Below are 21,905 nucleotides of genomic sequence, written 5' to 3'. Positions count from 1 at the left end.
TTAAGTACCTTTACTTTGCCTTAAACAAAATGCACTGTTAAATATATTATAAACTATCATGGCAAAAAATGTTTTATTAACCGGAGGCACTGGATTTGTTGGAAAACAACTTACCGATCTACTCACTGACAGTGGTTTTACGGTATCGATTTTGAGCCGTAGCGCACGAGAAAACACCTCATTAATCACCTATTATAAATGGAACTTAAAAACGAATTATATCAACGAAGAAGCAATTCTTCAGGCTGATTATATTATCCATTTAGCAGGTGAAGGAATTGTAGAGAAGAGATGGACTAAAAGACGTAAAAAAGTCATTGTAGAAAGTCGCGTACAACCCATCGATCTTATTTATTCGATCTTAAAGAAAAACAATAAAGTTCCGGATGCTTTTATCTCGGCTTCAGCGGTTGGAATTTACGGAGCAGTTACCAGTTCCGTTATCTGTAAGGAAGACCAGCCCCCTGCAACCGATTTTTTAGGGGTAACCTGTGTTGAATGGGAACAGTCCGTAGATAAAATTACTTCTTTAGGAATTCGGACTGCTAAAATCAGAACGGGGATTGTTTTGGGAAGAAATGAAGGTTTTCTAAAAAAACTGGGGCCCAATTTCAAAGCCGGCTTCGGTGCCATTTTAGGCACGGGAAAACAATATCTTCCCTGGATTCATATTGATGATTTATGTCAAATTTATTTAAAAGCCCTTACCGATGAAATGATCAAAGGTCCGTACAATGCCTGTGTGACAGACAATACTACGAACCTTAGTTTTTCAAAAATGCTTGCCAGCTTATACGGCTATAAAATCTGGCTCCCAAAAGTACCCGCCTTTATTCTTAAAATTGTTTTAGGCGAAATGAGCGAGGCTGTCTTAAAAGGACAGAGGGTTTCCTCTGAAAAAATACAAAAGACAGGATTTGAATTTCAATTTACCGATTTAGAAAGCGCGCTGGTCAACTGCCTTAATTAGTCATTTTAGCGTTAGATATACCGGATCATCACTTTTGATTACTCCCGTTAATTCGGTATTTACCGTTTTAGCAATCTTAGCGGCTATTCTGTTCGGAATTTCGATATTATAATCAGAGATCAAAATTGGAAAATCGGAAACAATCTGGATTCCGTCACCCACTTTTTTAATGAGTGCATTTACCAAAATTTCTCTAGATTTTCCCTTCATCGAAAGTTTTCCTTTAATTTGATATTCCTTTTCGATTTCGTCTATGTTTTTTAGATCAAATTTTTGAATTTTTCCTTTAAAAACAGCTTTCGGATAACGACGGCTTTCCATATAATTTTCATTAAAATGTTCCTGCATCAGGTCTAGTTTAAAACGAAAATCTTTAATATAAACGGTACAGATAAGTGTACTCGTTTTGGGCTCAACAACAATTGTGACCTGTCTGTTTACCGCTTTTACATCTTCGAAAAAGGGCACTGATGCTTCAAAATTTATGGTTCCCGTACTGGTAAAAAATTTATCCTGAGCCATAACGGAATAAGCGATAAACAGTAAAATAAGTAATGTAATTTTTTTCATAATCGTTAATAATTAAACAATTATGTCATTCGATCTTTTTCTATTTTTAAGAAGAGAAATAACTGGACTTAAGATAAGTTTAAAAAATAGAATGGCAGTACTCCGTGAAAAAACAGTAACCCAATCATTTATACTTAAAGTTACGATTTTTTCAGCATTACGGTTGTCGATTTACTGCTAAATATTTGTGAATGTTTTACCTGACTAAAAATCAATTCTGATCCGGTTTACAGGCACTCCAATTTGACATCAGAAACTCCACGAAATCTTATTGCATTGGCGTACAGATTTCAATTAAAAATCCATCCGGGTCACGTACATAGGCCACTACCTGTCCCCATGGTTTCTGAGCAGGTTCTTTGACCAGGGTCGCTCCTGCACCAATTGCTTTCTGCACCAATTCCTCAACATCATCGGTTATAAACCCCAATTCGATGGCAAAAGGTTTCTGCTCCGGTTTACTTTCGATAAAACCGTCTTTCAGATTTTGGGCTGCTAGTTCTTTTGAAGCAAACGAAAGGGTTGTTTCTCCTGTACTCAATTCGCCATAATCCGCCTCCGGAGTTACAAATTTCCTTGAAAATCCAAATGCATTTTCATAAAACGAAACCGATTTTTCTACTTCTTCAACGTATAAAATTGTATAGCCAAACTTTACCATTACTTTTTGATTTGATTCTAAAAATATATTAATTGGGTGTAAGGAACATAAAAACCTTTTAACACATAGAAACATAGTTTCCTAACCGAAAAAAGGCGTTTCACTTGTAATAAAACGCAGAAGACTTCGTTTCTCTCTTTCTTCTTCCTTCTTTCTTCTTTCTTCTTCCTAAAAACCCATCTCACTATTTACCAAAAGAACTCACCTCCGAGTCCTCTCTTAGTGAATTTCTAAAAGCACATTGTACTGATTTAAATTTGCCAGATCTTCAATAGAATTAACGTCTGTCATTCTTGCATGTTCTTCTACTTCTTTTTTAGATTCGATTTGTTTGATGCATTTTCTAAAGCGTCTCACCTCTTCTAAATTAGACAAAATAAGTCCGGGAACAGGCACGCTTTTCCCTTCATTATCTTTAGCCACCATGGTAAAATAAGAAGAATTACAATGTTTGATGGCTCCCGTTTGGATATTCTCAGCTTCCACACGAATTCCCACAATCATAGAGCTTCTTCCCACGTAATTTACCGATGCTTTCATGGTTACTAATTCTCCAACCTCAATAGGTTTTAAAAAGTTTACCGTATCCACAGAAGCGGTTACGCAATAGTTACCGCTAAATTTTGAGGCTGATGCAAAAGCAATCTGGTCTAACAGCTGTAAAATATATCCTCCGTGGATTTTCCCACTAAAGTTAGTATGAGAAGGCAGCATTAATTCTGATATGCTTATTTTCGATGAAGAAACGTGTTTGAAATCTGCAGTCATAATTTTTTATTTGTATTTGAATGGGAAAGTTTCTTTGCGAACAGCTTTGATGAAACTACATTTTTAATTTAAAGATTGATTTTCATCTGAATTAGAAGCTCTGGCAATAATATTTTCAGGAAGCGATTTTTTAGCCTTTGCTCCCATTTTCTTTAATTTTTCGACACTTGAAATCAGATTTCCTCTTCCGTCTACCAACTTGCTCATGGCATTTTCGTATTCCGTTTTTGTGTCTTTTATTTTATTTCCAATGCGCACCAAATCGGTAACAAATCCCTCAAATTTGTCGTACAATGCTCCTGCCTGTCTGGCAATTTCAAAGGCATTTTCCTGTTGTTTTTGATTGGTCCACATACTATCAATAGTTCTTAAAGTCGCCAGCAAGGTTGTAGGAGTTACAATAACGATGTTTCGGTCAAACGCTTTATTGTACAAAGTCGAATCTTCATTTAAAGCAATCGCAAACGCAGGTTCAATGGGGATAAACAATAAGACAAAATCCGGACTCTCGATTTGATACAAATCATGATAATTTTTACTTCCCAACTGCTCGACATGTCTTTTAATAGAGTTCACATGTTCTTTCAGGAAGTCCATTTTAAGAATTTCAGATTCTTCATTGATCCATTTTTCATAAGCAACCAGAGAAACTTTCGAATCGACGATCATCTTTTTACCGTCGGGTAAATTGATTACAACATCGGGCAAAACTCTGTTTCCTTCAGCATTTGTAAAACTTTGCTGTACTTCGTATTCTCTCCCCTTTTCTAAACCGGATTTTTCTAAAACACGTTCTAAAACCAATTCGCCCCAATTCCCCTGCATTTTACTGTCACCTTTCAACGCCTTGGTTAAATTCAGGGTTTCTTTGCTCATCTGCGCATTCATTTCACTCAATCCTAAAATCTGCTGACGCAAAGCAGCATGATAATCAATACTTTCTTTGTGCGTTTGTTCTACCTTTTTTTCGAATCCCTGAATTTTATCCTGCAAAGGCAGCAGGATGCTTTTCATATTTTCGCTATTCTGCTCCGTAAACTTTGCCGACTTCTCTTCCAAAATTTTATTCGCCAGGTTTTCAAATTCTTTGGTAAATTTCTCCTGAAGTTCGCTTACTTCATTCTTTTGTTCTTTATGACGTTCCCACAAGTTTTCAAAATCGACTTCTTTTTTAGAAAGCTGAATCGCGAGACTGTCTTTCTCGGTTCGGATATTCTCTTTTTCAAAACTGCTCAGATGAAGCTGTTTTTCAAAATTTCTTCTTTCGTTTTCAAACTGCTCTTTCTGAATTTGCAATTGATTTGTGGTAGCACTCAACCTTTCTTCCAGGCTCACTTTTTCGGATTGAAATCGCGCAGCAAATAACGTCTTTCCTAAATATATCCCTAGAAATAACGCAGCTACAAAGGCTAACAAATACGGAAGAAATTCAAACATAATTACATTTTTATATAAAGTAAAAGTACACAATAATACGCAGTGCTTTATTCTAAATTAGAAATTTCACGAATCCCTAATCTCGAAAAATGAAATCATTATTTTTAAAAAAAATAAAAAATTTCACGCAACCATTTCCAAAAGAAGACATCTACTAATTATAAACTATTAAAATATTGTTATGAAAAAATTAATGCTAAGCTTGTTTATAGCTTTTGGATTCAGTGCCTGCTCCCTTAATAATGAAGATATGAATGTAGTTTGCGGAGAAAGTGAAGACTTAGCTTTTACAGGAATTCCACTTTTATGCAACTATAGTGTTAAATCTTTACCTACCAATCCTGTTGCATTTTTAGCTGCTTCCGAAGAAAGATTGAATGCTTACTTCTCTAAAAAAGAGAATACGTGTCCAAACGCTACCGTTACACCTATCGATTTTACAAAAGAAATGATTGTTGGTATTTTCTCAGGACTTAAACCTACAAGCGGTTTTAAAATTAAAATAACCAGCATTGTTCAAAACAAATGTCAGATTTTGGTCAATTACTACGAAAAAGAACCTGAAGTGGGTGAGACAGTTGCTCCTGGGGCAACGTATCCGTCAGATTTCATTTTGATACCAAAAACAACTAAAACAATACTATTCAATAAAGTAGCAGACAACCGTGACAATGTCGTAATAGGAAGTTTCAGCGGTCAATGTACAGGTGCCGATTGTCAAAAATTCTATCAGATCAATGATTTTAATATTCAAAAATTCTTAAACGTTAAAGCCGGTGCTTACGATTTCGATCAATATCGCTATACGGCGGCTACTAAAAAAGGAGATTACACGCTATTCTTAAAATCGGTACCTGCTGAGATTTTAGCTTTAAAAGGAAAAACGAAAACATATGGTTCTCCGGACGCTGCAGATCAGGGAGGGGTATATTTTGAATTACGTCAAGGTATAATGGTCACTAAAATTACGATCGACAACAAAGATACTGCCGATCAAAGTGCCGAAATAAAGGCATTCAAAAAGGCTATTCAGGATAAAATAACAAGTCTAAAATAATCTGATTCATGAAAAAGTATTTCTTATTTATCATCGCATGCGGTCTCTTTTCGTCGGCATATTCAGTGGAATCTACGGGTATGAATTCGGGTTCGATTGTAAACACCTGGATTTGGGAAAAATCGATTGGAGGAAACAGTAATCCTTATACGGCAACTCCTAAAACAATCGGATTTAACAAAAAAGTCGTTTTTACACCAAACGGAAGAGTAATCACGTACAAAAACAATGTTGAAATAAGAAACAGCACCTATACAATTGAAAAAGGTATTGGTTACTTTGATCAGGCCGAACATGACTTAATCACTTTTGAAGGCAAGACTTATATCATAGAAAACCTTGACAATCAAAACCTAACCATTGTCAGCAATAATACCGATGCATCACGTACTATTTACAAAAGGTAGTTTTATAAGCTTATAAGAACTATTTTTGCAAAACCAAACAAACCACTTTTTTGAAAGACGATTTAGAAAAATACATACGACTGTGCATCAAAAATGACAGAGAAGGACAACTGAAAATTTATCAGTTGTTCTCTCCTGTTTTATATGGTATATGCCTGAAGTATATGAGAAATGAAGACGATGCCAAAGATGTATTTCAGGAGGCATTTGTGATCGTTTTTCAGAAAATCGGCCAATATAAATTCGAGGGAAGTTTTGAAGGCTGGCTAAAACGTATTTTCATTAATAAGCTGATTGAAACTCTGAACAAGAAGAAAAAAGAGAGTTTCTTTTTAGACGTTTTTGATCCGGATACTGATTTTGTCGAGGAGGAGGAATTGGATATTGCTCCGGTCGAACAGGAGAAACTGCTGGAATACATTCGGGATCTGCCGGATCAGTACCGCACCGTTTTCAACCTGTATGTTTTTGAAAAGCTAAAGCATAAAGAAATAGCCGAACTTTTAAAAATCTCTGAAGGAACATCTAAATCAAATCTAAATCGGGCCAAAAGCATTTTGCAAAAAAAAATAATGAGCATAAAAAATTTTAAAATAGCATGAAAAAGCAAAATATAGAAGATCTTTTTTCATCAATGGAAAACTTTTCAAGTGTTCCTCCTCCTGAATTATGGAGTCAGATTGAAGAAAAATTAGACCAGCCAAAAAAGAAAAAGAAGAAAGCTATTCTTTGGTGGTCGGCTGCTGCATGCTTATTATTAGGGTTGCTGCTTCCTTCTGTTTTACATTTTACCTCTACTTCGGCAATTCAAACGGTAAAAAATGGCTCGATAGAAAACAATAGTGTGGTTCTTGATGAGAAGAAAAACAATCCAAACTCTAACCAAACAATTCAAAGTAAAGAGAATAATACTGTTGTAAATACCACTCAGCAAGAATCAAATGATACCGTTAGTAATTCTTCACTGAAGAACGGTACGAATTCGTCTGAGCTTTCTATAAAAAATCACAATCAAAAAACGGCAGTTGCTCATTCTGATGTAACGAATAAGGCGAATTCAGGGAATGCGAATCTGAACTCCACTCTTCAAAAGAGAAATGAAGATCATACTGCAACCCAAAAAGCAATTGTCTCAGCAAAAACAAATACAGCCCAATCGAATCCATCAAATGCATTCAATTCCGCTTCAACAAATCAATTTTTAAATACAGAGCGAAAGAGTTCCAATCAAAATGTAGCTGAGAAAGTATATACTATTGGTAAAAACAATGGATTGGGTTCTTATTCAAAAAATCATTCTATTAGTGCTGATAAAAAAGCTGCTAATCAAATAGTAGCGGAACAAACTTTTAGTGCAGGAAAGGCCAACCCTTTTCATCCAAATTCAAAAAATAAAGTGTCGACTTCTGTTTTTGAAGAACAATTGCCTGCTAAAAATAACATTAGTACAGCTTTAAGTGCTGTGAACCCGCTTTCTGATAAGCATCAAAAAACTGCTCTTGAAAACGCATTCCCTGGCAGAGAATTAACAGGTAATTCAAAAAACAATTCGAAATTCAGTACCGTTTTAAGCAAGCAGGATTCCGTTCAGTTGGCAGAACTTCAAAATTTAGAAAAAGGCATTATTAATCCGGAGGAGAAAAAAGAAAAAGAAAAGAAAACGAGCATTTCTAAAGGAGAAAGATGGGCCGTTGAAGTTTTTGCCGGATTGGCCAACTCGGAGAATTATAAAAATGACAAAACGCTGGGCAATGTAAACGACTCAAAACAGGGAAGTACCTACGGTGTTAAAACAAAATATAAAATCAACAAAAAATGGGCCGTTGGTTCAGGTTTTAAAATCAACGAATTAGGACAAAGTGTTGCCGATGTATCGTACATAAGCAATGGTCCGCCTAATGCTGCCATGACTTCTAATGACTATTTTAATCAAAATGCAACAGTAGTCGCAGCAGCTCCTCAAATTAGCACTAGTTCAGGTTACATTTTTGTTTCTAAAAACACTACAAATGCGTTAAAACAAAATAACATTGAAAGCAACTCTATTGAGAGCGGGAATCTGGATCAAAACTTAAGATATATCGAAATGCCTTTAGAGGTCTCGTATTCTGTTTTCAGTAAAAACAGAGCCAACATCAATATCAATACCGGTGGTTTTGTGGGAAAACTGATTTCAAATAACATGGCCTTAAACGGAAACTCGATTGGTCAGAATGTCAATGCCAATGATTTCATCTATGGTTCTACCCTGAGTAGTACTTTGCAATATCGCGTTTACAAGAAAACAAGTGTTTTTGTAGAGCCAGCCATGAATTATTATATCAATCCGTTAAACAACCAATCGTTTAATCAGTTTCAATGGGGATTAAATTTTGGATTGAATGTTACTTTTTAAAGTTCTTTTTGTGGTAGTTTTACCCAAAAATTACTTAGAAAAAACGATAAAATGATCCTCAAAAACAATGGGACTGATCCGGAGTCTCTCCCTAAAGATCTTAGAATTGCCAAAGAACTACTTTACGATTGTTGCGATTTTGACCTCACACTACCTCAACCGGAAGCTGAAAGCAATGAGTATGATGCTTACCGTTTTCGACTGAATCAGAAAAACATCTGTTACAGAAAAGCGAAAATCACGCCCACCAAAACAGGTCAGTTTGTAACTTTATGGAAACGCAATACGGCGGGAATTATTGCCCCATTTGATTTCACAGACGCTATTGACTTTGTGATCGTCAGTGTTCGAAAGAGCGAACTCTATGGACAATTTGTTTTTCCTAAATCTGTTTTGTTAGAGAAAGGTATTTTTACCACTTCGAAAAAAGAAGGTAAAAGAGCTACAAGGGTATATCCTCCTTGGGATGAAACAACAAGTAAACAAGCGCAGAAAACGCAGCAATGGCAATTGAATTACTTTTACTCCATTACGCCCGAAACAAATCTGAAACCATTCAAAACCTTGTTTTAAATAAAAAAAGCAGCCCAAATTTTACTTTGGACTGCTTTTACTTTTTTACTGAAAGTTATTGTAAACTGTTCAAAAGAAACCATAAATCAATTTCCTCCTCACATTTTACTTCTTACTTTTTAATAATCTTCCCTTTATAAACTACTTTATTATTCTCAGTTAGCGTATAAAAGTAAATCCCCGTTTGCAAATAACTTACCGGAACAGCTGTAGTACTTATATCCTGCGTTGCATTAATATCAATCGGATTCCCTAATAAATGGCCTGAAACATCGTAGAACTTCAATTTCAATTTTTTATCTGTATTGGTTTTTACGACCACATTCACCACATCGGTTGTTGGATTCGGATAAGCCTGAACCGCATAACCATTCTTGGTTTCAAAATCGATTGTTGACAGATTTGAAGAGTTCAATATAAAACGGGCAATTACCGGACCGTGGTCTGAAGTTGTGGTGGTGTAACTTGCAATATCATTTCGAGGATCATATACTGCAGTAGAACCTGAAATATATTGATCCGTTAACTCATTAGAAATCATAATATGATCTAAAAATCCGCCTGAACTTAGAAAACTAAATGCCCCAGCCTGGCTGATTTCTAAAGTCAATGCTTTGTAATTGGCTGTATCTGTAACAAAACTTTCGTAAGAAGATGGATTTGGTGCAATAACTGATTTACTTACATCGTCATTATAATCTCCTAAAATCATAATATTAGCATTTGGGTATTGAACATCTAAACTATCTTTCAACACCTGCGCATCATATTTACGCATGTTATAACGGGAAATGTCCGAACCACTATTAGCACGTGCATGAAGATCGACCAGGTTAATTTCTTTTTTAATTCCATTTAAGTTAGTTTCAACTGTAACCATATATGGCAGACGACCAGATGAGAAAAAACTGCTGCTGGATCCTCCCGGATAATTATTCAAAGTTTTGGTACCAGCGCGTAATTCATCATAAAATTTCTTAAACATAACACGTGTCTTCTTAACTGTGGTAGTTTGTGTATTATAAATTACGACCAATTTTTGTGGAGGAAAACTTGGATCTGAATTTGGATCCCATGAATAGGACCATGACGTAGAAATACTTTTATCGAATGTTTTTCCATTCACACTTATTTTCTGAATCAAAGCATCGATCTGAGCATCGCTCGAAACTTCCTGAACTACATATACATCTGCATCAAGTTTATTCATAACTTTTGCTACATTTTCCAATTGTAACGTTTTATTCGTTGGTCCGTAAGCCGCAGTTGGAGCACCAAAAAACTCCAAATTATAAGTCACCACATCGTAAGTTTCTGCTTTTGGAAGAGAAGATCCCGTTAAAGAACCTATTTGTTTGTTTAACAAAGTTCCTGTTACTGTTAATGTACCACCAATTTTAAATTCTTTTGTAGTAGGTATGAATCGCGCATAAAGTGTTTTTCCTGCCAAAGCATCTGTCTCTGACAATGTAAAACTATTTTGGAACAAAGTATTATCCAAAGATATTTGATAACCAACCGGTGCCTTAATCGTAACGTCTCCATATCCTTTAGCTTTAAAAGCAAAAGATTGTGATGTCGAAACCGTATTTTGATCTACAGTCCCAAAATCTAAAACCGGATTTGAAGCTACATAACCCGTTTCATTTGCAATTGCATAATCATCAAATGACCACTCTGAAGCATTGTTAGATCCTCCTGCTGTCGTTTCGTACACCCACGCCAGATAAGTACTATTTGTTTTATAAGCTGTTAATTCTATATATTGAGATGCCGTGTAAGTTCCTGTAATAGTTGGAAAACTTCCATCAATTTCTGTCCAAGTCGCTGTTTCCGGACTGCTAACACCGTCGTAATTTGTAGAAACCATTAATTTTAAGCCAGGTCCCGCATAAAACTTACGAGAATAAAAAGACAATAATGGTAACTTATCAAATGTATCCAAACGCAATTTTGGAGAAATCAACCAATCTTTACTTGCTCCACTATCCGAAAATCCATTCATAAGAACTGCTCCTGTTCCAGAATTTATATTTCTGGCAGCATTAGTATAAGTCCATTTATTGGCAGCTCCTTCCAAATTGTATTGCGTCCATCCACTGTTAGATAACACATTAGAATCATCAAAATTTTGAATATACGGGTTAATTCCTCTTCCTGCCAGTGATATATGTTTCGCAACAGCATCGGTAGATTCATGTGTAATTTGACCTGTAAAGGCACCTAATAAATTTGGATTAAACCTTACATAAACCGTCTTGGACGCATTTGATGCAAAGTCAGCTGCAGTATATGTTAGTGTTGAACCAAAGGTTACATTATCTTTTGAAATTGAAAAATTTGGAGTAACACTTAACACTAAATTGTCTTTAAGGTCACTTGCCTGAATTTGATAGCTTTTAGAGCCTGATTCAAAGTTTGTCTCAGAAGCACCTAAATCAAGTGCACTAACTGTTGTTGTTATCTCTGGTAATGCAACTGCCGTTGTCGTTACGTCTACTTTAGTTACTGTACTTTGAATATTTTCGTACGCATCTTCAGAAACCGAGAATACGGAATAAGCCGTCGCAGCTGATAAACCTGCAAAATTTTTAGTATAAGCCAGAGTTTTATCAACAATATTTAAAGATCCTGACTGCAGAGCTGCAGTACCACTAGCATCAAGTCCCAATTTTACCTGAGCGGCAGTTGGAGCAGTACTTCCGCCAGGAAGCAATACATAATAAGTTTTTCCTATTTCATCTAACTTATCTGAAAAATCAAAATTAGTTGATGAAATATTTGTTGCCTTCGGGAACCCTGCTTCGTTTACCGGTGCAATGTGATCCGCATTAATATCGATATTATCTATTGCAAAAGATTGACGTGAACCTACAGATCCGGAAATCAGTCGGGCAATCCATCGTATTTGAACTATTTGCTGATTATCACAACTCGCAGGTAATGTTACTTTAATACGTGTAGTTCTTAAGTCTAATGGAGTTATAACTGCTGCTGTAGTCTGCAAGGTTGTACTGTTGTTTGAATATGCAGGTGATAAAGTGGTAAAAGCACCGGTAGTTCCAACACGATACTGTAATGCCATTTCTTGCAAACGATTGTTGCTTCCTCCATCATATAAATTACGAATAATCATCGCATCGTAATATACGTTAACTGTTTGGCTCCCCAAACTTGAAAATGCAAAACCAATTGCAAAATCTCCGGATGTTGAATTCAAAAACCCGATTTTATCGTCATAATTATGAATCCCTCCCGAATTGACATTAGAATTACTATTTTTCACTAATGCCCTATCTCCAGTTAATCCTGTACTCCAGACAGCAGTATTTTGATTTCCGCCATTAGCTGTCCAACCCTGAAAACCAGGAATATCAACATAAGTGTCGGCGGCGGCCGGTAACCCATCAAAACTTTGTTTATACGGAATGGACTGCACTGGAGGCATAGTTTGAGCTAAAACCGCTCCAGAAAAGCAACCAGAAAAACATAAAAAAGCCAAAAGCTGGCGAGAAAAGTAAAGTTTTTTCATAAGTAATTTAAAAATAGAGTTTTTAGAAATCAAATTTATATTCTTTAAAGTTAACAGAATATTGTGAAAACATAAACTTATCGTATCGCGCTTTTGTGAAAATTTTCCAACAATAAACAAATTATCCGTCAGTTCTTTCCATTATTCTTAGATCTGGCGCGACTTCACAAAACATTTGGCTTTTGTATGAATTAAGAGATTATTACAATTTAACAAGTTATTTCTTTTTTAAAATTTCTCTGTCTCAAAACCAATCGGGCTTAATTTACCCCTAAATATTTTTTAACGACATTATTTTTTCTCATTAGTCTGTACGATTAGCACTTCTAAAGCTGAAAAATAAATCATTTAACTTCCCTTTTTCTATCTGTACAATTTTCTTTACCCTAAAATCGTTTTAGGTTTAACTAATACGATACAACATGAAAAAGTTATTTATCTTTTCGGCTCTATTTTCTCTGCTACTGTCCTGCAATACAAAAACAACTAAAGAAAACAATACTACAAACAAGGAAACGGTCACTAAAACCAACAACAGTTTCAGCAAAACAACAATCTATGAAGGAATAATTCCGTGTGCTGATTGTAGCGGAATTCAAATGACTTTGAAAATCTACACCGATTATAGCGTTTCACAAAACAATAAATTTGAACTAATAAGTGTCTATCAGGGAAAAGAACCCGGAAATGTCTTTACACAGAAAGGAAATTTTAATACAGAAAGAGGATTAGATAAAGATCCGGACGGTACAATTTATGTCCTAAACTGGGATCAGCCGGAGGAAAAACAGCTGTACTATGGTTATTACAGTTCTAATCCTGAAAAGATCTATCTACTGGATAAAGACAGAAAAAGGATTAAATCTGATCTAAATTACTTTTTGACTTTAAAAAAATAACCATTTTAACAGTAGTTACTAACAATTCAATCCAGAATTATGAACTTCTTCAAAATCAAAACTTCCTGGTCTAATGCTGAATTTATTGGAATCAAATTGTGTATCGCTTCAGCTTACGTATTAACTGGAAGTTACTTTCATGATTTTTTCAAAAATTATTATTTCCCAATTCTACTCCTATTTGCAATTACGGCAATCTGGTTTGTTCTGCAATGGCTAAAAAAAATGAAACATGAAAAATCTAAATCTTAAGATTTCCTTTTAAACTCTGCAAACAAAGTTATCTTTGCAGTCAAAAAACAAATATGCATCATCATTTTCTTCTTTTTAAACCTTACGGCTATCTAAGTCAGTTTATTTATGAATTGAAAAGGAAGAAAAAGCTTTTAGGGGAATTATATAATTTCCCCGAAGGTACTATGGCCATCGGAAGACTTGATGAAGACTCTGAAGGTTTACTTTTATTGACGACAGACGGAAGGATAAGCGAACTGGTAAGAAGCAAAAAGGTAGACAAAGAATATTACGTTCAGGTCGACGGAATCATCACTCCCGAAGCAATCGAGGCCTTACAAAAAGGCGTTGAAATAGGTTTTGATGGCGGTAAATACAAAACCAGACCCTGCACCGCTTTTATCGTTACTGAAATTCCGGATTTTGGTCCAAGAGCCAAAAAAATCAGAGATGAACGCCATGGTCCAACCTCCTGGGCGTCGATTACAATAAGAGAAGGAAAATTTCGTCAGGTGCGGAAAATGACCGCGGCTGTTGGATTTCCAACTTTAAGACTGGTTCGTGTTCGCATAGGAAATGTATCTTTGCAAAACTTAAAAGCCGGAGAGGTTCTGGAAGTAACCCAATTTGAATTAGATAATGAGGCAGTTTAATAATTAGATAATTGCCGGGGCGCTTAATTAGTTGCCCATAACTCAATAATCAAATCGCAAATTCCAAAACTCATAACTCATAACTCATAACCCATAACTCATAACCCATAACTCATAACTCATAACTCAAAAAAATGCTAAACATAGTTCTTGTAGAACCTGAAATCCCTAATAACACCGGAAACATTGGACGTTTGTGCGTGGGTACAGAAAGCAGGTTACATTTAATTCACCCTTTCGGATTTGTAATTAACGATAAAAACCTGAAACGTTCGGGACTGGATTACTGGGTACATCTTGACGTTACCGAATACCAAAATATAGAAGAATGGATTGAACAGATCCCTGATCAGTCACGTGTTTTTCTGATGAGTTCCCATGCCGAAAAATCATATCTCGAAACTGATTTTCAGGACGGAGACTGGCTTGTATTTGGTAAAGAAAGTGTAGGTTTGAGTAAAGAAGTGCTGGCACGTTTTGAGAATCACCTCACCATTCCCATGTCAAAATTAATCCGAAGCTTTAATATTGCCAATTCTGTGGCTTTTGTGGTAGGAGAAGCAAAAAGACAAATCGGACTGAAAAACAGTTAGCCATTTATTTCTTTCCTTTTAAACGATATTCCGGCCCCTTTGCAAAGTATTCGACAAGTCTGTTACGTAATTACGAACTTTCCTTTTTCGGCATCAAAAATAATATGTTCGTCTTTGAATAGGGTTGCAAAACTTCCTTTTGAGATTAAATTGCATGGCGCGTCCTGTACCACCAATTCAGGGGTCATAATGATCATTTCATCACTTAACTGAATTGCCAGATCGATGTCATGAGTCGAAAATAAAATACATTTCTGAGTTTCCTCTGTTAGTTTTTTGAGGAGTTTGAATAGCGAAACTTTATGCAGTAAATCAAGATGTGTCGTGGGCTCGTCCAGAATAATCAATGGAGTATCTTGTGCCAAAGCCCGCGCAATTAAAACCTTCTGCAATTGTCCGTCACTAATTTCGAAATGTTTTTTCTGTGCCAGATGCTCTATTTGAGTCAACTCTAAAGCTTCCTGAACTTTCTCGATATCATTCTGACTTAAAGTCCCAATCCAATTGGTGTAAGGCTGACGTCCTAAAGCTACTAATTCGAAAACAGACAAATTACTTGGCGGTAGCTTTTCGGTTAAAACTAAGCTTAAATTTTGAGCTAATTCCAGAGGTTTATAAGTACTTATATTTTTTTCATTTAGAAAAACATGCCCTTTCAACGGCTGCTGAATTCCGGTAATCGTGCGAAGCAAAGTCGATTTCCCAATTCCGTTTGCACCAATTAACGAAATAAGTTTCCCCGAAGCTAAATTCAGATTTAGATTTTCAGCAATAGTCACAACTCCTTTCTTGGACTTGTAGCCGATACTAAGGTTTGCACTTTTTAAAATAGTAGTCATTGTTTAAAGGTACTAAGGTTCTAAGCTGCTAAGGTTCTAAGTTTTTTCTTCACCGCTTTTAATTTTTAAAAATCAATCTGCGAAAATCCGTTGAATCCGCTTAATCTGTGGCTAATTTATTTACTGAAAATTTCTTTTGCGCATGAGCAGCCAAACGACAATTGGTGCGCCAATTATAGACGTGATGGCATTAATAGGTAACGTAGTCTCTAGTCCCGGCATTTGTGATGCCATATCGCAAAACAACATGATTATTCCTCCGTAGAAAAAAGTACTCCAGTATAAAACTGTATGATTACTGGTCTGAAAAGTGAGCTTTGCAATATGTGGCACTGCCAAACCTATAAATGCAACCGGTCCTGCAAAAGCAGTAACACTTCCGGCCAGAATACTTGTTGCAAAAATAATGATCAATCGGGCTCTCTTGTAATTCAACCCCATACTTTTGGCGTAATTTTCACCTAAAAGCAAGGCGTTTAAAGGTTTAATACTTCCGGCACTCAAAAACAGACCCAAAGCAACACAAACTGCCAAAATCGAAATCGAAGTCCACGAAAGGTTCCCAAGACTTCCCAGAGACCAAAAGGTGAATTTCTGCAATTGTTCTGCTGAACTAAAATACGTCAAGACCCCAACAATAGCACTTGTAAAACTGCCAAACATTAATCCGACGATTAAAATTGCCATCGTATTTCGTAAACGCTGTGCTACCAATAAAACCAATAGTAAAACCAAAACACTTCCTATTGTCGAAGCCAGTACAATTGCATACGGCGACAATAAAATCGAGTTTAAAAATGAAGGCAAAAAACCCGCTCCTAAAATCACAATCGCAACAGCCAGAATTGCTCCCGAACTTAAACCTAATACATCAGGTCCTGCGAGTGGATTTCTAAACAAAGTCTGCATCAGCAAACCGCTCACCGATAAACCAATACCCACCAACATGGCTGTAATAGCCTTAGGCAGACGATAATTGACAATAATATATTCCCAGGTCGATTTACTGGCATGGCTTCCCGTCATACTGTTATATACTTCCTTAAAAGGTATAGTCACTGATCCCAGGCTAATGTCTAAAAAGAACATAAACAATAAGGCCAGACCGAGTACCGAAAACAGCATTATATTTCGTTTTTTATGAATCAATGAACTTAGTTTAATTTAGAGGCAAAAGTAAATTCATAGCTTGGCAACAACTCCGGGTGAAAAATCTTGATATAATCTTTTAATACTAAATCAGGACGGCTTGGCGCCAGCTCATAATAAACTGTTCCTCCCGTTGCTCCCGCTTTACCTTCAAACGTATAAACATTCTTAGACTTGAAGGCATCAAACTCTGTATAATGAGGATTACTTTTTCCGAATTCGTCCAAACTTTTAAAGGAACCCGCAGCGATCCAGAAATTAGCTGTTTTGGCTTTCACTAAGACTTTTTCAAAAGACAAGCCTTCGCTTCCCGTACCTTTCAAATCCGCCCATAGGTAATTGGCCTGTGCATCTTTCATAAACTGCGCCACCCAACTGTTTCCTTTAGCAACATACCAAGTATCTTCGTACATAGAACCGTATAAAACACTTGAAGTTGCCGGTTTTCCCGCTACTAATTTTTTAGCCTGGTCATAACTCAAAACAATTTTATCAAACAACTCTTTCGCCTGTTCTTCTTTACCAAATAAAGCACCGTAAAGTTTAATCCACTCTGCTTTTCCAAGGGGAGATTGCTCCATCCAGTCGGCCTGAATCAAAACATTTAAACCGCTTTTTTTCAAATTATCAAGCATCGCATTGTTATTGTCTACTCCAAAAGTCACTATTAAATCCGGAGATAACTCTATCAATTGTTCGATATTTAATTTCTCGTTTTGCCCCACATTTTTAACGGCACCTTTGTCTATCAGTGCCCTGGTTTTTTCTGAAGAAATGTAATCGGTATGCGGAAAACCTACCAATTTATTTTCTACTTCCAACATCTCCAAAAACGGAATATTAGTCGTTGAAGTCACTACAATTGACTCTAAAGGGACTTTGATAGTTGTGTACTTTTGCAAACTGTCCGGTACTTTCGCCTCTTTCTCTTTCAGTATATAAGTAAACTTGGTATGGGCATCCGGCCAAGGATCTGAAACGGTTACTACCGAATAACCTTCGTGCTTTATAATCGAGAGTCCGGACGCATATTCGATACTATTTTTTTCAGTTTCCGTTTTTACAATCTCCGAAGATTCATTTTTTTTGCATCCGATAAGAAGAAAAAAAGGTAAAACAAAAATCATTTTTGGCAATAAATGTCTCATATATAAGTTCTATTATTTTTTTAAAGGGCTCAGTTTCATCACGCTGCTTTTATGGCATATAATTTGAATCGTCTTCCTTATAAATTTTACAATTTCATTACTGACAAAGGTAACGCAATTTCTATTTTTTTTATCTACCTTTATTCCTACAAAATCAAATAAACATCATTTTTCCCTAATGAATCCCATAAAAACCAAAGTCTGCTCGAGCTGTGAATCTTCTTTCAGCTGTGGAGATACTTCAAATGAAAACAAGTGTTGGTGTAATGATTTTCCCCCTATTTTTAATCTTTCCGAAGGAGGCGACTGTCTTTGCCCTGTTTGTTTTAAAGAAGCCTGCGAAGATAAAATTGACGCTTACGTAGAAACGCTTACCCCACAAAAAGCTCTTAAAAATAAAGCCATATCTTTACCCAAACAAGAAAAGCTAATCGAAGGAATTGATTATTATTTGGAAGACGGAAATTATGTTTTCAAAGCCTGGTTTCACTTAAAAAGAGGAAGCTGCTGCGGAAACGAATGCCGACATTGTCCTTATTAATTGTTATGAGTTTTGAGTTATGAGTTATGAGTTATTAGTTATAGATACCTTAAAATCTTAAAACCATAACTCTTAACCCATAATTCAACAAAAGCTTCGACTCCGCTCAGCCTGACATTCGACTAACCCACATAACTCATAACTCAAAACTCATAACTCAAAACTCATAACTCAAAACTCATAACTCAACATAAGCTTCGACTCCGCTCAGCCTGACATTCGACTAATCCACACAACTCATAACTCAAAACTCATAACTCAAAACTCAACAAAAGCTTCGACTCCGCTCAGCCTGACATTCGACTAACCCACACAACTCATAATTCATAACTCATAACTCAACAAAAGCTTCGACTTCGCTCAGCCTGACATTCGACTAACCCACATAACTCATAACTCATAACTCAAAACTCAACATAAGCTTCGACTCCGCTCAGCCTGACATTCGACTAACCCACATAACTCATAACTCAAAACTCATAACTCAACATAAGCTTCGACTCCGCTCAGCCTGACATTCGACTAACCCACACAACTCATAACTCATAACTCATAACTCATAACTCAAAAAAATGCACCTAATTACAGGCGGCGAACGATCAGGAAAGAGCAGTTACGCTCAAAACCTGGCCTTACAACTTTCAGATACACCTATATATGTAGCGACAGCCAGAAAATGGGATTCTGATTTTCAAAACAGAATTGACAGACACCAACAGGAACGTGACGAACGCTGGACCAATATTGAAAAAGAGAAATACTTAAGCGAAATTGACTTTTCCGGAAAAGTGGCTTTAATAGATTGTGTTACCCTCTGGCTGACCAACTTTTTTGTCGATCATAAAAATGAGGTTACTTTAAGTTTAGAGGAAGCAAAAAAAGAATTTCTATCCATCGCGCAACAGGAAAATGCTACGCTGATTATTGTCACAAATGAAATCGGAATGGGTGTTCATGCCGAAACTCATATCGGCCGAAAATTCACCGAACTTCAGGGCTGGATGAATCAGTTTTTGGCTTCAAACGCGGATGAAGTGGTTCTAATGGTTTCGGGCATCCCTGTTAAAATAAAAGGATAATGATGAAAAGAAAATCCAGATTTTAAATCCCAAATTCCAATACGATACTTTATCTTTACGGTTACTATTCCCCCAACCCAAAGTTTTGGAATTTGGAATTTAAAAATTGGAATTTAAAAATGAGCCATTTAGACGATATACTAAAATCACGTCGTGATACCCGCCATTTTACAAAGGATGAAGTTCCTGATGAAGTCATTCAGAAAGCACTTCAAGCCGGACATTGGGCACCGTCAGTTGGATTAACAGATGCCACCCGATATTATCTTATTAAATCTGCTGCGGTTAAAAGTACCATCAAAAATCTTTTTTTAGATTATAACAAAAAAGCGGAGGAACTTACCGACAATCACGAACAAAAGGAACACTATAAATCCTTAAAACTGGAGGCCATTGAGGAAGCTCCAATCGGACTCATTATCGCTTATGACCGATCTGTACTGAACCAATTTACGATTGGAACGGTTGGCAGCAATGAAGCGGTAAAATTCAGTTCGGTTTGTGCTGCTCAGAACATCTGGCTCTCTCTCACTGAGCAGGGTTACGGAATGGGCTGGGTGTCTATTCTGAACTATTATCAGTTTAAAAAGATTCTCGATTTACCTGAAAACATTGAGCCCTTAGGGTATTTCTGCATCGGAAAACCTGCAACGAATTACGATAATCAACCCATGTTGCAGCAATTACACTGGAAACAAAAATCAGAGGCTCCGGATTGTAAGGAAATCAAAACTACCGTTGAAAATCTAATTCCGAATTTAAATTTAAACCCAAAAACAGCAAACTCAAAAGATTTCAACTTCAGCGCTCAGCTACAAGACAAAATAGATTCGAAGACCAAACCCATTGGCGCTTTGGGGACTCTCGAGACTTTGGCTTTTCAAATGGGAACTGTTTTCGAAACCTTAAACCCCAAAATCATAAATCCTGCTATCGTCGTTTTTGCTGCCGATCATGGTATTGCCAATCATGGTGTTAGTGCTTACCCCCAGGATGTCACAAGACAAATGGTGACTAATTTTCTGGAAGGCGGCGCTGCCATTAATGTCTTCTGCAAGCAAAATGACATTCAGTTATCCATCGTTGATGCCGGTGTTAATTATGACTTTCCAACCAATGCCAATCTGATTAACGCCAAAATAGCCAAAGGAACACAATCCTTTCTACACCTTCCTGCAATGAGTGAAGCAGAGTTACAGTTGTGTTTTGAAAAAGGAAAATCAATTGTGGAAGACCTTGCGAGAAAAGGTTCCAATTGTATTGGTTTTGGTGAAATGGGAATTGGAAACACCTCTACTGCCTCGGTATTGATGAGCCTTCTAACCGGATTCTCTATCGAAGAATGCGTAGGAAAAGGAACAGGTGTTGAAGATGAAAAATTACTGCAAAAACAAAACTTACTGCGAAAAGCTATTGAAAATTATACCGGTCCGGCCGAGTTAAAACAGCAGCTGGCCTACTTTGGCGGTTTTGAAATTATACAAATTGCCAGCGGAATGTTAACTGCTTTTGAGAACAACATGCTCCTTTTGGTAGATGGTTTTATTTGCAGCACTGCTTTCTTAATTGCTTCAAAAATAAATCCTGCTATTCATAAAAATGCGGTCTTCTGTCATTGTTCTGCCGAGAAAGCGCATCAGAAATTATTAGATTATTTAAATGCAAAACCTATTCTGAATCTGGATTTACGTTTGGGTGAAGGTACAGGCTGTGCGATTGCCTTTCCAATTCTGAAATCAGCTGAAGTTTTTCTGAATGAAATGGCCAGTTTTGAAAGTGCGGGAGTGAGTAGGAAATAGTTTTCAGTCTCAGTTTATAGTACATGCCTTAAATTATTATCGATATGCCTTTTGTGAAAATTTATATTCATTTTGTTTGGAGTACTAAAAACAGGTTTCCATACTTAAATTCCTTGGAATTAAGAGAAAAAGTATGGAATCATATAAGAAACAATTCAAAAGAAAAAGGAATTTATATCGACTCTATAAACGGATATTCGGATCATTGTCATTGTCTTATTTCATTAGGAGCTGATCAAAATATTCAAAAAATAATGCAATTGGTCAAAGGAGAATCATCCTACTGGATCAACAAAAATAAATTAACTAAAGAAAAATTTGAATGGCAGGATGAGTATTTTGCTGTTTCTGTTTCAGAATCTTCAGTAGACAGAGTAAGAAATTATATTAAAAATCAAGAAATTCATCATAAGAAAAAGGCTTTTCAGGAAGAATATGATGAATTTATCAGCAAATTTGATTTTCATAAACAATAGATACATGAATAGAATTTGGCTAAAGCCATTCTAACCCTAAATAGAACGGCCTCCAGATAAATCTGGAGGCTATGTAAAAATTACATATTTATAAATTATTTTTTATACACCCTCTAGATTTGAAT

At 36.2% G+C, this 21,905-nt stretch carries 22 protein-coding genes; 14 read left to right on the top strand and 8 right to left on the bottom strand.

Translation table 11 applies throughout. The annotated features are described in order from the left end of the window. Positions 1-58: 58 nt before the first annotated feature. Positions 59-970 carry a TIGR01777 family oxidoreductase gene (locus JO950_RS12360; RefSeq protein ID WP_202702924.1) on the top strand — a complete coding sequence of 304 codons (912 nt, stop codon included), beginning with the start codon at positions 59-61 and terminating at the stop codon, positions 968-970. Here JO950_RS12360 and JO950_RS12355 read toward each other — a convergent pair whose 3' ends face one another. The 4 genes from JO950_RS12355 to rmuC form a co-directional block, all read right to left on the bottom strand. After that, on the bottom strand, positions 971-1,540 hold the full coding sequence (locus JO950_RS12355; RefSeq protein WP_202702923.1) for a YceI family protein: 570 nt from the start codon (positions 1,538-1,540) through the stop codon (positions 971-973). A gap of 268 nt (positions 1,541-1,808) precedes the next feature. After that, positions 1,809-2,201, bottom strand: coding sequence for a VOC family protein (locus JO950_RS12350; protein WP_202702922.1), 393 nt, complete (start codon positions 2,199-2,201; stop codon positions 1,809-1,811). Positions 2,202-2,420: 219 nt separating this feature from the next. Beyond that, positions 2,421-2,969: an acyl-CoA thioesterase gene (locus JO950_RS12345; protein WP_026110234.1), complete on the bottom strand. Its 549-nt coding sequence runs from the start codon at positions 2,967-2,969 to the stop codon at positions 2,421-2,423. A 63-nt stretch (positions 2,970-3,032) separates the two neighbouring features. Continuing rightward, positions 3,033-4,406, bottom strand: coding sequence for a DNA recombination protein RmuC (gene rmuC, locus JO950_RS12340; protein WP_202702921.1), 1,374 nt, complete (start codon positions 4,404-4,406; stop codon positions 3,033-3,035). A gap of 181 nt (positions 4,407-4,587) precedes the next feature. Here rmuC and JO950_RS12335 point away from each other — a divergent pair, with 181 nt between their 5' ends. The 5 genes from JO950_RS12335 to JO950_RS12315 are packed head-to-tail and all read left to right on the top strand — an operon-like array spanning position 4,588 to position 8,838. Then, positions 4,588-5,463, top strand: a complete 876-nt coding sequence (locus tag JO950_RS12335; protein ID WP_202702920.1) for a protease complex subunit PrcB family protein — start codon at positions 4,588-4,590, stop codon at positions 5,461-5,463. 8 nt (positions 5,464-5,471) lie between these two features. Then, complete coding sequence (locus JO950_RS12330; protein WP_202702919.1) at positions 5,472-5,870, top strand: hypothetical protein; 399 nt, start codon at positions 5,472-5,474, stop codon at positions 5,868-5,870. Positions 5,871-5,920: 50 nt separating this feature from the next. After that, the gene (locus JO950_RS12325) at positions 5,921-6,472 is read left to right on the top strand and encodes an RNA polymerase sigma factor (RefSeq protein ID WP_202702918.1); all 552 of its coding nucleotides are present in this window, start codon (positions 5,921-5,923) and stop codon (positions 6,470-6,472) included. Beyond that, positions 6,469-8,265, top strand: coding sequence for a hypothetical protein (locus JO950_RS12320; protein WP_202702917.1), 1,797 nt, complete (start codon positions 6,469-6,471; stop codon positions 8,263-8,265). The genes JO950_RS12325 and JO950_RS12320 overlap by 4 nt, the downstream gene beginning before the upstream one ends. A gap of 51 nt (positions 8,266-8,316) precedes the next feature. Then, positions 8,317-8,838 (top strand): MepB family protein, encoded by a 522-nt coding sequence (locus tag JO950_RS12315; protein WP_202702916.1) that lies wholly within the window; start codon positions 8,317-8,319, stop codon positions 8,836-8,838. Positions 8,839-8,950: 112 nt separating this feature from the next. On the opposite strand, the gene JO950_RS12310 is transcribed toward JO950_RS12315, so the two are convergent. Continuing rightward, positions 8,951-12,286, bottom strand: a complete 3,336-nt coding sequence (locus tag JO950_RS12310) for a T9SS-dependent choice-of-anchor J family protein (RefSeq protein WP_237732347.1) — start codon at positions 12,284-12,286, stop codon at positions 8,951-8,953. A 506-nt stretch (positions 12,287-12,792) separates the two neighbouring features. On the opposite strand from JO950_RS12310, the gene JO950_RS12305 reads away from it, so the two are divergent. From JO950_RS12305 to JO950_RS12290, 4 genes are all read left to right on the top strand, one after another. Further along, entirely contained in the window at positions 12,793-13,269 is a 477-nt protein-coding gene (locus JO950_RS12305) for a copper resistance protein NlpE (RefSeq protein WP_202702915.1), read from the top strand. Positions 13,270-13,308: 39 nt separating this feature from the next. Further along, positions 13,309-13,521 (top strand): hypothetical protein, encoded by a 213-nt coding sequence (locus JO950_RS12300; RefSeq protein WP_202702914.1) that lies wholly within the window; start codon positions 13,309-13,311, stop codon positions 13,519-13,521. Between the two features lie 53 nt (positions 13,522-13,574). Next, positions 13,575-14,156, top strand: coding sequence for a pseudouridine synthase (locus tag JO950_RS12295; protein WP_202702913.1), 582 nt, complete (start codon positions 13,575-13,577; stop codon positions 14,154-14,156). Between the two features lie 134 nt (positions 14,157-14,290). Next, on the top strand, positions 14,291-14,749 hold the full coding sequence (locus JO950_RS12290) for a tRNA (cytidine(34)-2'-O)-methyltransferase (RefSeq protein ID WP_202702912.1): 459 nt from the start codon (positions 14,291-14,293) through the stop codon (positions 14,747-14,749). Between the two features lie 62 nt (positions 14,750-14,811). Here the strand turns inward: JO950_RS12290 and JO950_RS12285 are convergent, their stop codons facing one another. The 3 genes from JO950_RS12285 to JO950_RS12275 all read right to left on the bottom strand — a co-directional run bounded on the left by JO950_RS12285 (position 14,812) and on the right by JO950_RS12275 (position 17,885). Further along, positions 14,812-15,588 carry an ABC transporter ATP-binding protein gene (locus JO950_RS12285; protein WP_202702911.1) on the bottom strand — a complete coding sequence of 259 codons (777 nt, stop codon included), beginning with the start codon at positions 15,586-15,588 and terminating at the stop codon, positions 14,812-14,814. 120 nt (positions 15,589-15,708) lie between these two features. Then, positions 15,709-16,737 (bottom strand): iron chelate uptake ABC transporter family permease subunit, encoded by a 1,029-nt coding sequence (locus JO950_RS12280; RefSeq protein WP_370528120.1) that lies wholly within the window; start codon positions 16,735-16,737, stop codon positions 15,709-15,711. A 5-nt stretch (positions 16,738-16,742) separates the two neighbouring features. Further along, entirely contained in the window at positions 16,743-17,885 is a 1,143-nt protein-coding gene (locus JO950_RS12275; RefSeq protein WP_202702910.1) for an ABC transporter substrate-binding protein, read from the bottom strand. A gap of 178 nt (positions 17,886-18,063) precedes the next feature. Here JO950_RS12275 and JO950_RS12270 point away from each other — a divergent pair, with 178 nt between their 5' ends. From JO950_RS12270 to tnpA, 4 genes are all read left to right on the top strand, one after another. Continuing rightward, positions 18,064-18,426 carry a DUF5522 domain-containing protein gene (locus JO950_RS12270; RefSeq protein ID WP_017498679.1) on the top strand — a complete coding sequence of 121 codons (363 nt, stop codon included), beginning with the start codon at positions 18,064-18,066 and terminating at the stop codon, positions 18,424-18,426. 572 nt (positions 18,427-18,998) lie between these two features. Beyond that, positions 18,999-19,505, top strand: coding sequence for a bifunctional adenosylcobinamide kinase/adenosylcobinamide-phosphate guanylyltransferase (gene cobU, locus JO950_RS12265; RefSeq protein ID WP_202702909.1), 507 nt, complete (start codon positions 18,999-19,001; stop codon positions 19,503-19,505). A gap of 119 nt (positions 19,506-19,624) precedes the next feature. Further along, complete coding sequence (cobT, locus tag JO950_RS12260; RefSeq protein ID WP_202702908.1) at positions 19,625-21,304, top strand: nicotinate-nucleotide--dimethylbenzimidazole phosphoribosyltransferase; 1,680 nt, start codon at positions 19,625-19,627, stop codon at positions 21,302-21,304. A 44-nt stretch (positions 21,305-21,348) separates the two neighbouring features. Then, positions 21,349-21,780 carry an IS200/IS605 family transposase gene (gene tnpA / locus JO950_RS12255; protein WP_202702907.1) on the top strand — a complete coding sequence of 144 codons (432 nt, stop codon included), beginning with the start codon at positions 21,349-21,351 and terminating at the stop codon, positions 21,778-21,780. The last annotated feature ends 125 nt before the right edge of the window (positions 21,781-21,905 follow it).

The organism is Flavobacterium sp. UGB4466, assembly GCF_903469665.1.
GTDB classification, from domain to species: domain Bacteria; phylum Bacteroidota; class Bacteroidia; order Flavobacteriales; family Flavobacteriaceae; genus Flavobacterium; species Flavobacterium lipolyticum.
The sequence above is the reverse complement of the archived record's forward strand: the minus strand, read 5'-3'. Positions and strand labels throughout refer to the sequence as shown.

What these genes read in the sequence shown, in the direction of transcription:
- cobU (WP_202702909.1), top strand. Translation starts at nt 18,999, where the DNA reads ATGCACCTAATTACAGGCGGCGAACGATCAGGAAAGAGCAGTTACGCT.
- JO950_RS12330 (WP_202702919.1), top strand. Translation starts at nt 5,472, where the DNA reads ATGAAAAAGTATTTCTTATTTATCATCGCATGCGGTCTCTTTTCGTCG.
- JO950_RS12355 (WP_202702923.1), bottom strand. Translation starts at nt 1,540, where the DNA reads ATGAAAAAAATTACATTACTTATTTTACTGTTTATCGCTTATTCCGTT.
- cobT (WP_202702908.1), top strand. Translation starts at nt 19,625, where the DNA reads ATGAGCCATTTAGACGATATACTAAAATCACGTCGTGATACCCGCCAT.
- JO950_RS12300 (WP_202702914.1), top strand. Translation starts at nt 13,309, where the DNA reads ATGAACTTCTTCAAAATCAAAACTTCCTGGTCTAATGCTGAATTTATT.
- JO950_RS12295 (WP_202702913.1), top strand. Translation starts at nt 13,575, where the DNA reads ATGCATCATCATTTTCTTCTTTTTAAACCTTACGGCTATCTAAGTCAG.
- rmuC (WP_202702921.1), bottom strand. Translation starts at nt 4,406, where the DNA reads ATGTTTGAATTTCTTCCGTATTTGTTAGCCTTTGTAGCTGCGTTATTT.
- JO950_RS12345 (WP_026110234.1), bottom strand. Translation starts at nt 2,969, where the DNA reads ATGACTGCAGATTTCAAACACGTTTCTTCATCGAAAATAAGCATATCA.
- JO950_RS12310 (WP_237732347.1), bottom strand. Translation starts at nt 12,286, where the DNA reads ATGCCTCCAGTGCAGTCCATTCCGTATAAACAAAGTTTTGATGGGTTA.
- JO950_RS12285 (WP_202702911.1), bottom strand. Translation starts at nt 15,588, where the DNA reads ATGACTACTATTTTAAAAAGTGCAAACCTTAGTATCGGCTACAAGTCC.
- JO950_RS12350 (WP_202702922.1), bottom strand. Translation starts at nt 2,201, where the DNA reads ATGGTAAAGTTTGGCTATACAATTTTATACGTTGAAGAAGTAGAAAAA.
- JO950_RS12270 (WP_017498679.1), top strand. Translation starts at nt 18,064, where the DNA reads ATGAATCCCATAAAAACCAAAGTCTGCTCGAGCTGTGAATCTTCTTTC.
- tnpA (WP_202702907.1), top strand. Translation starts at nt 21,349, where the DNA reads ATGCCTTTTGTGAAAATTTATATTCATTTTGTTTGGAGTACTAAAAAC.
- JO950_RS12320 (WP_202702917.1), top strand. Translation starts at nt 6,469, where the DNA reads ATGAAAAAGCAAAATATAGAAGATCTTTTTTCATCAATGGAAAACTTT.
- JO950_RS12360 (WP_202702924.1), top strand. Translation starts at nt 59, where the DNA reads ATGGCAAAAAATGTTTTATTAACCGGAGGCACTGGATTTGTTGGAAAA.
- JO950_RS12290 (WP_202702912.1), top strand. Translation starts at nt 14,291, where the DNA reads ATGCTAAACATAGTTCTTGTAGAACCTGAAATCCCTAATAACACCGGA.
- JO950_RS12315 (WP_202702916.1), top strand. Translation starts at nt 8,317, where the DNA reads ATGATCCTCAAAAACAATGGGACTGATCCGGAGTCTCTCCCTAAAGAT.
- JO950_RS12305 (WP_202702915.1), top strand. Translation starts at nt 12,793, where the DNA reads ATGAAAAAGTTATTTATCTTTTCGGCTCTATTTTCTCTGCTACTGTCC.
- JO950_RS12335 (WP_202702920.1), top strand. Translation starts at nt 4,588, where the DNA reads ATGAAAAAATTAATGCTAAGCTTGTTTATAGCTTTTGGATTCAGTGCC.
- JO950_RS12275 (WP_202702910.1), bottom strand. Translation starts at nt 17,885, where the DNA reads ATGAGACATTTATTGCCAAAAATGATTTTTGTTTTACCTTTTTTTCTT.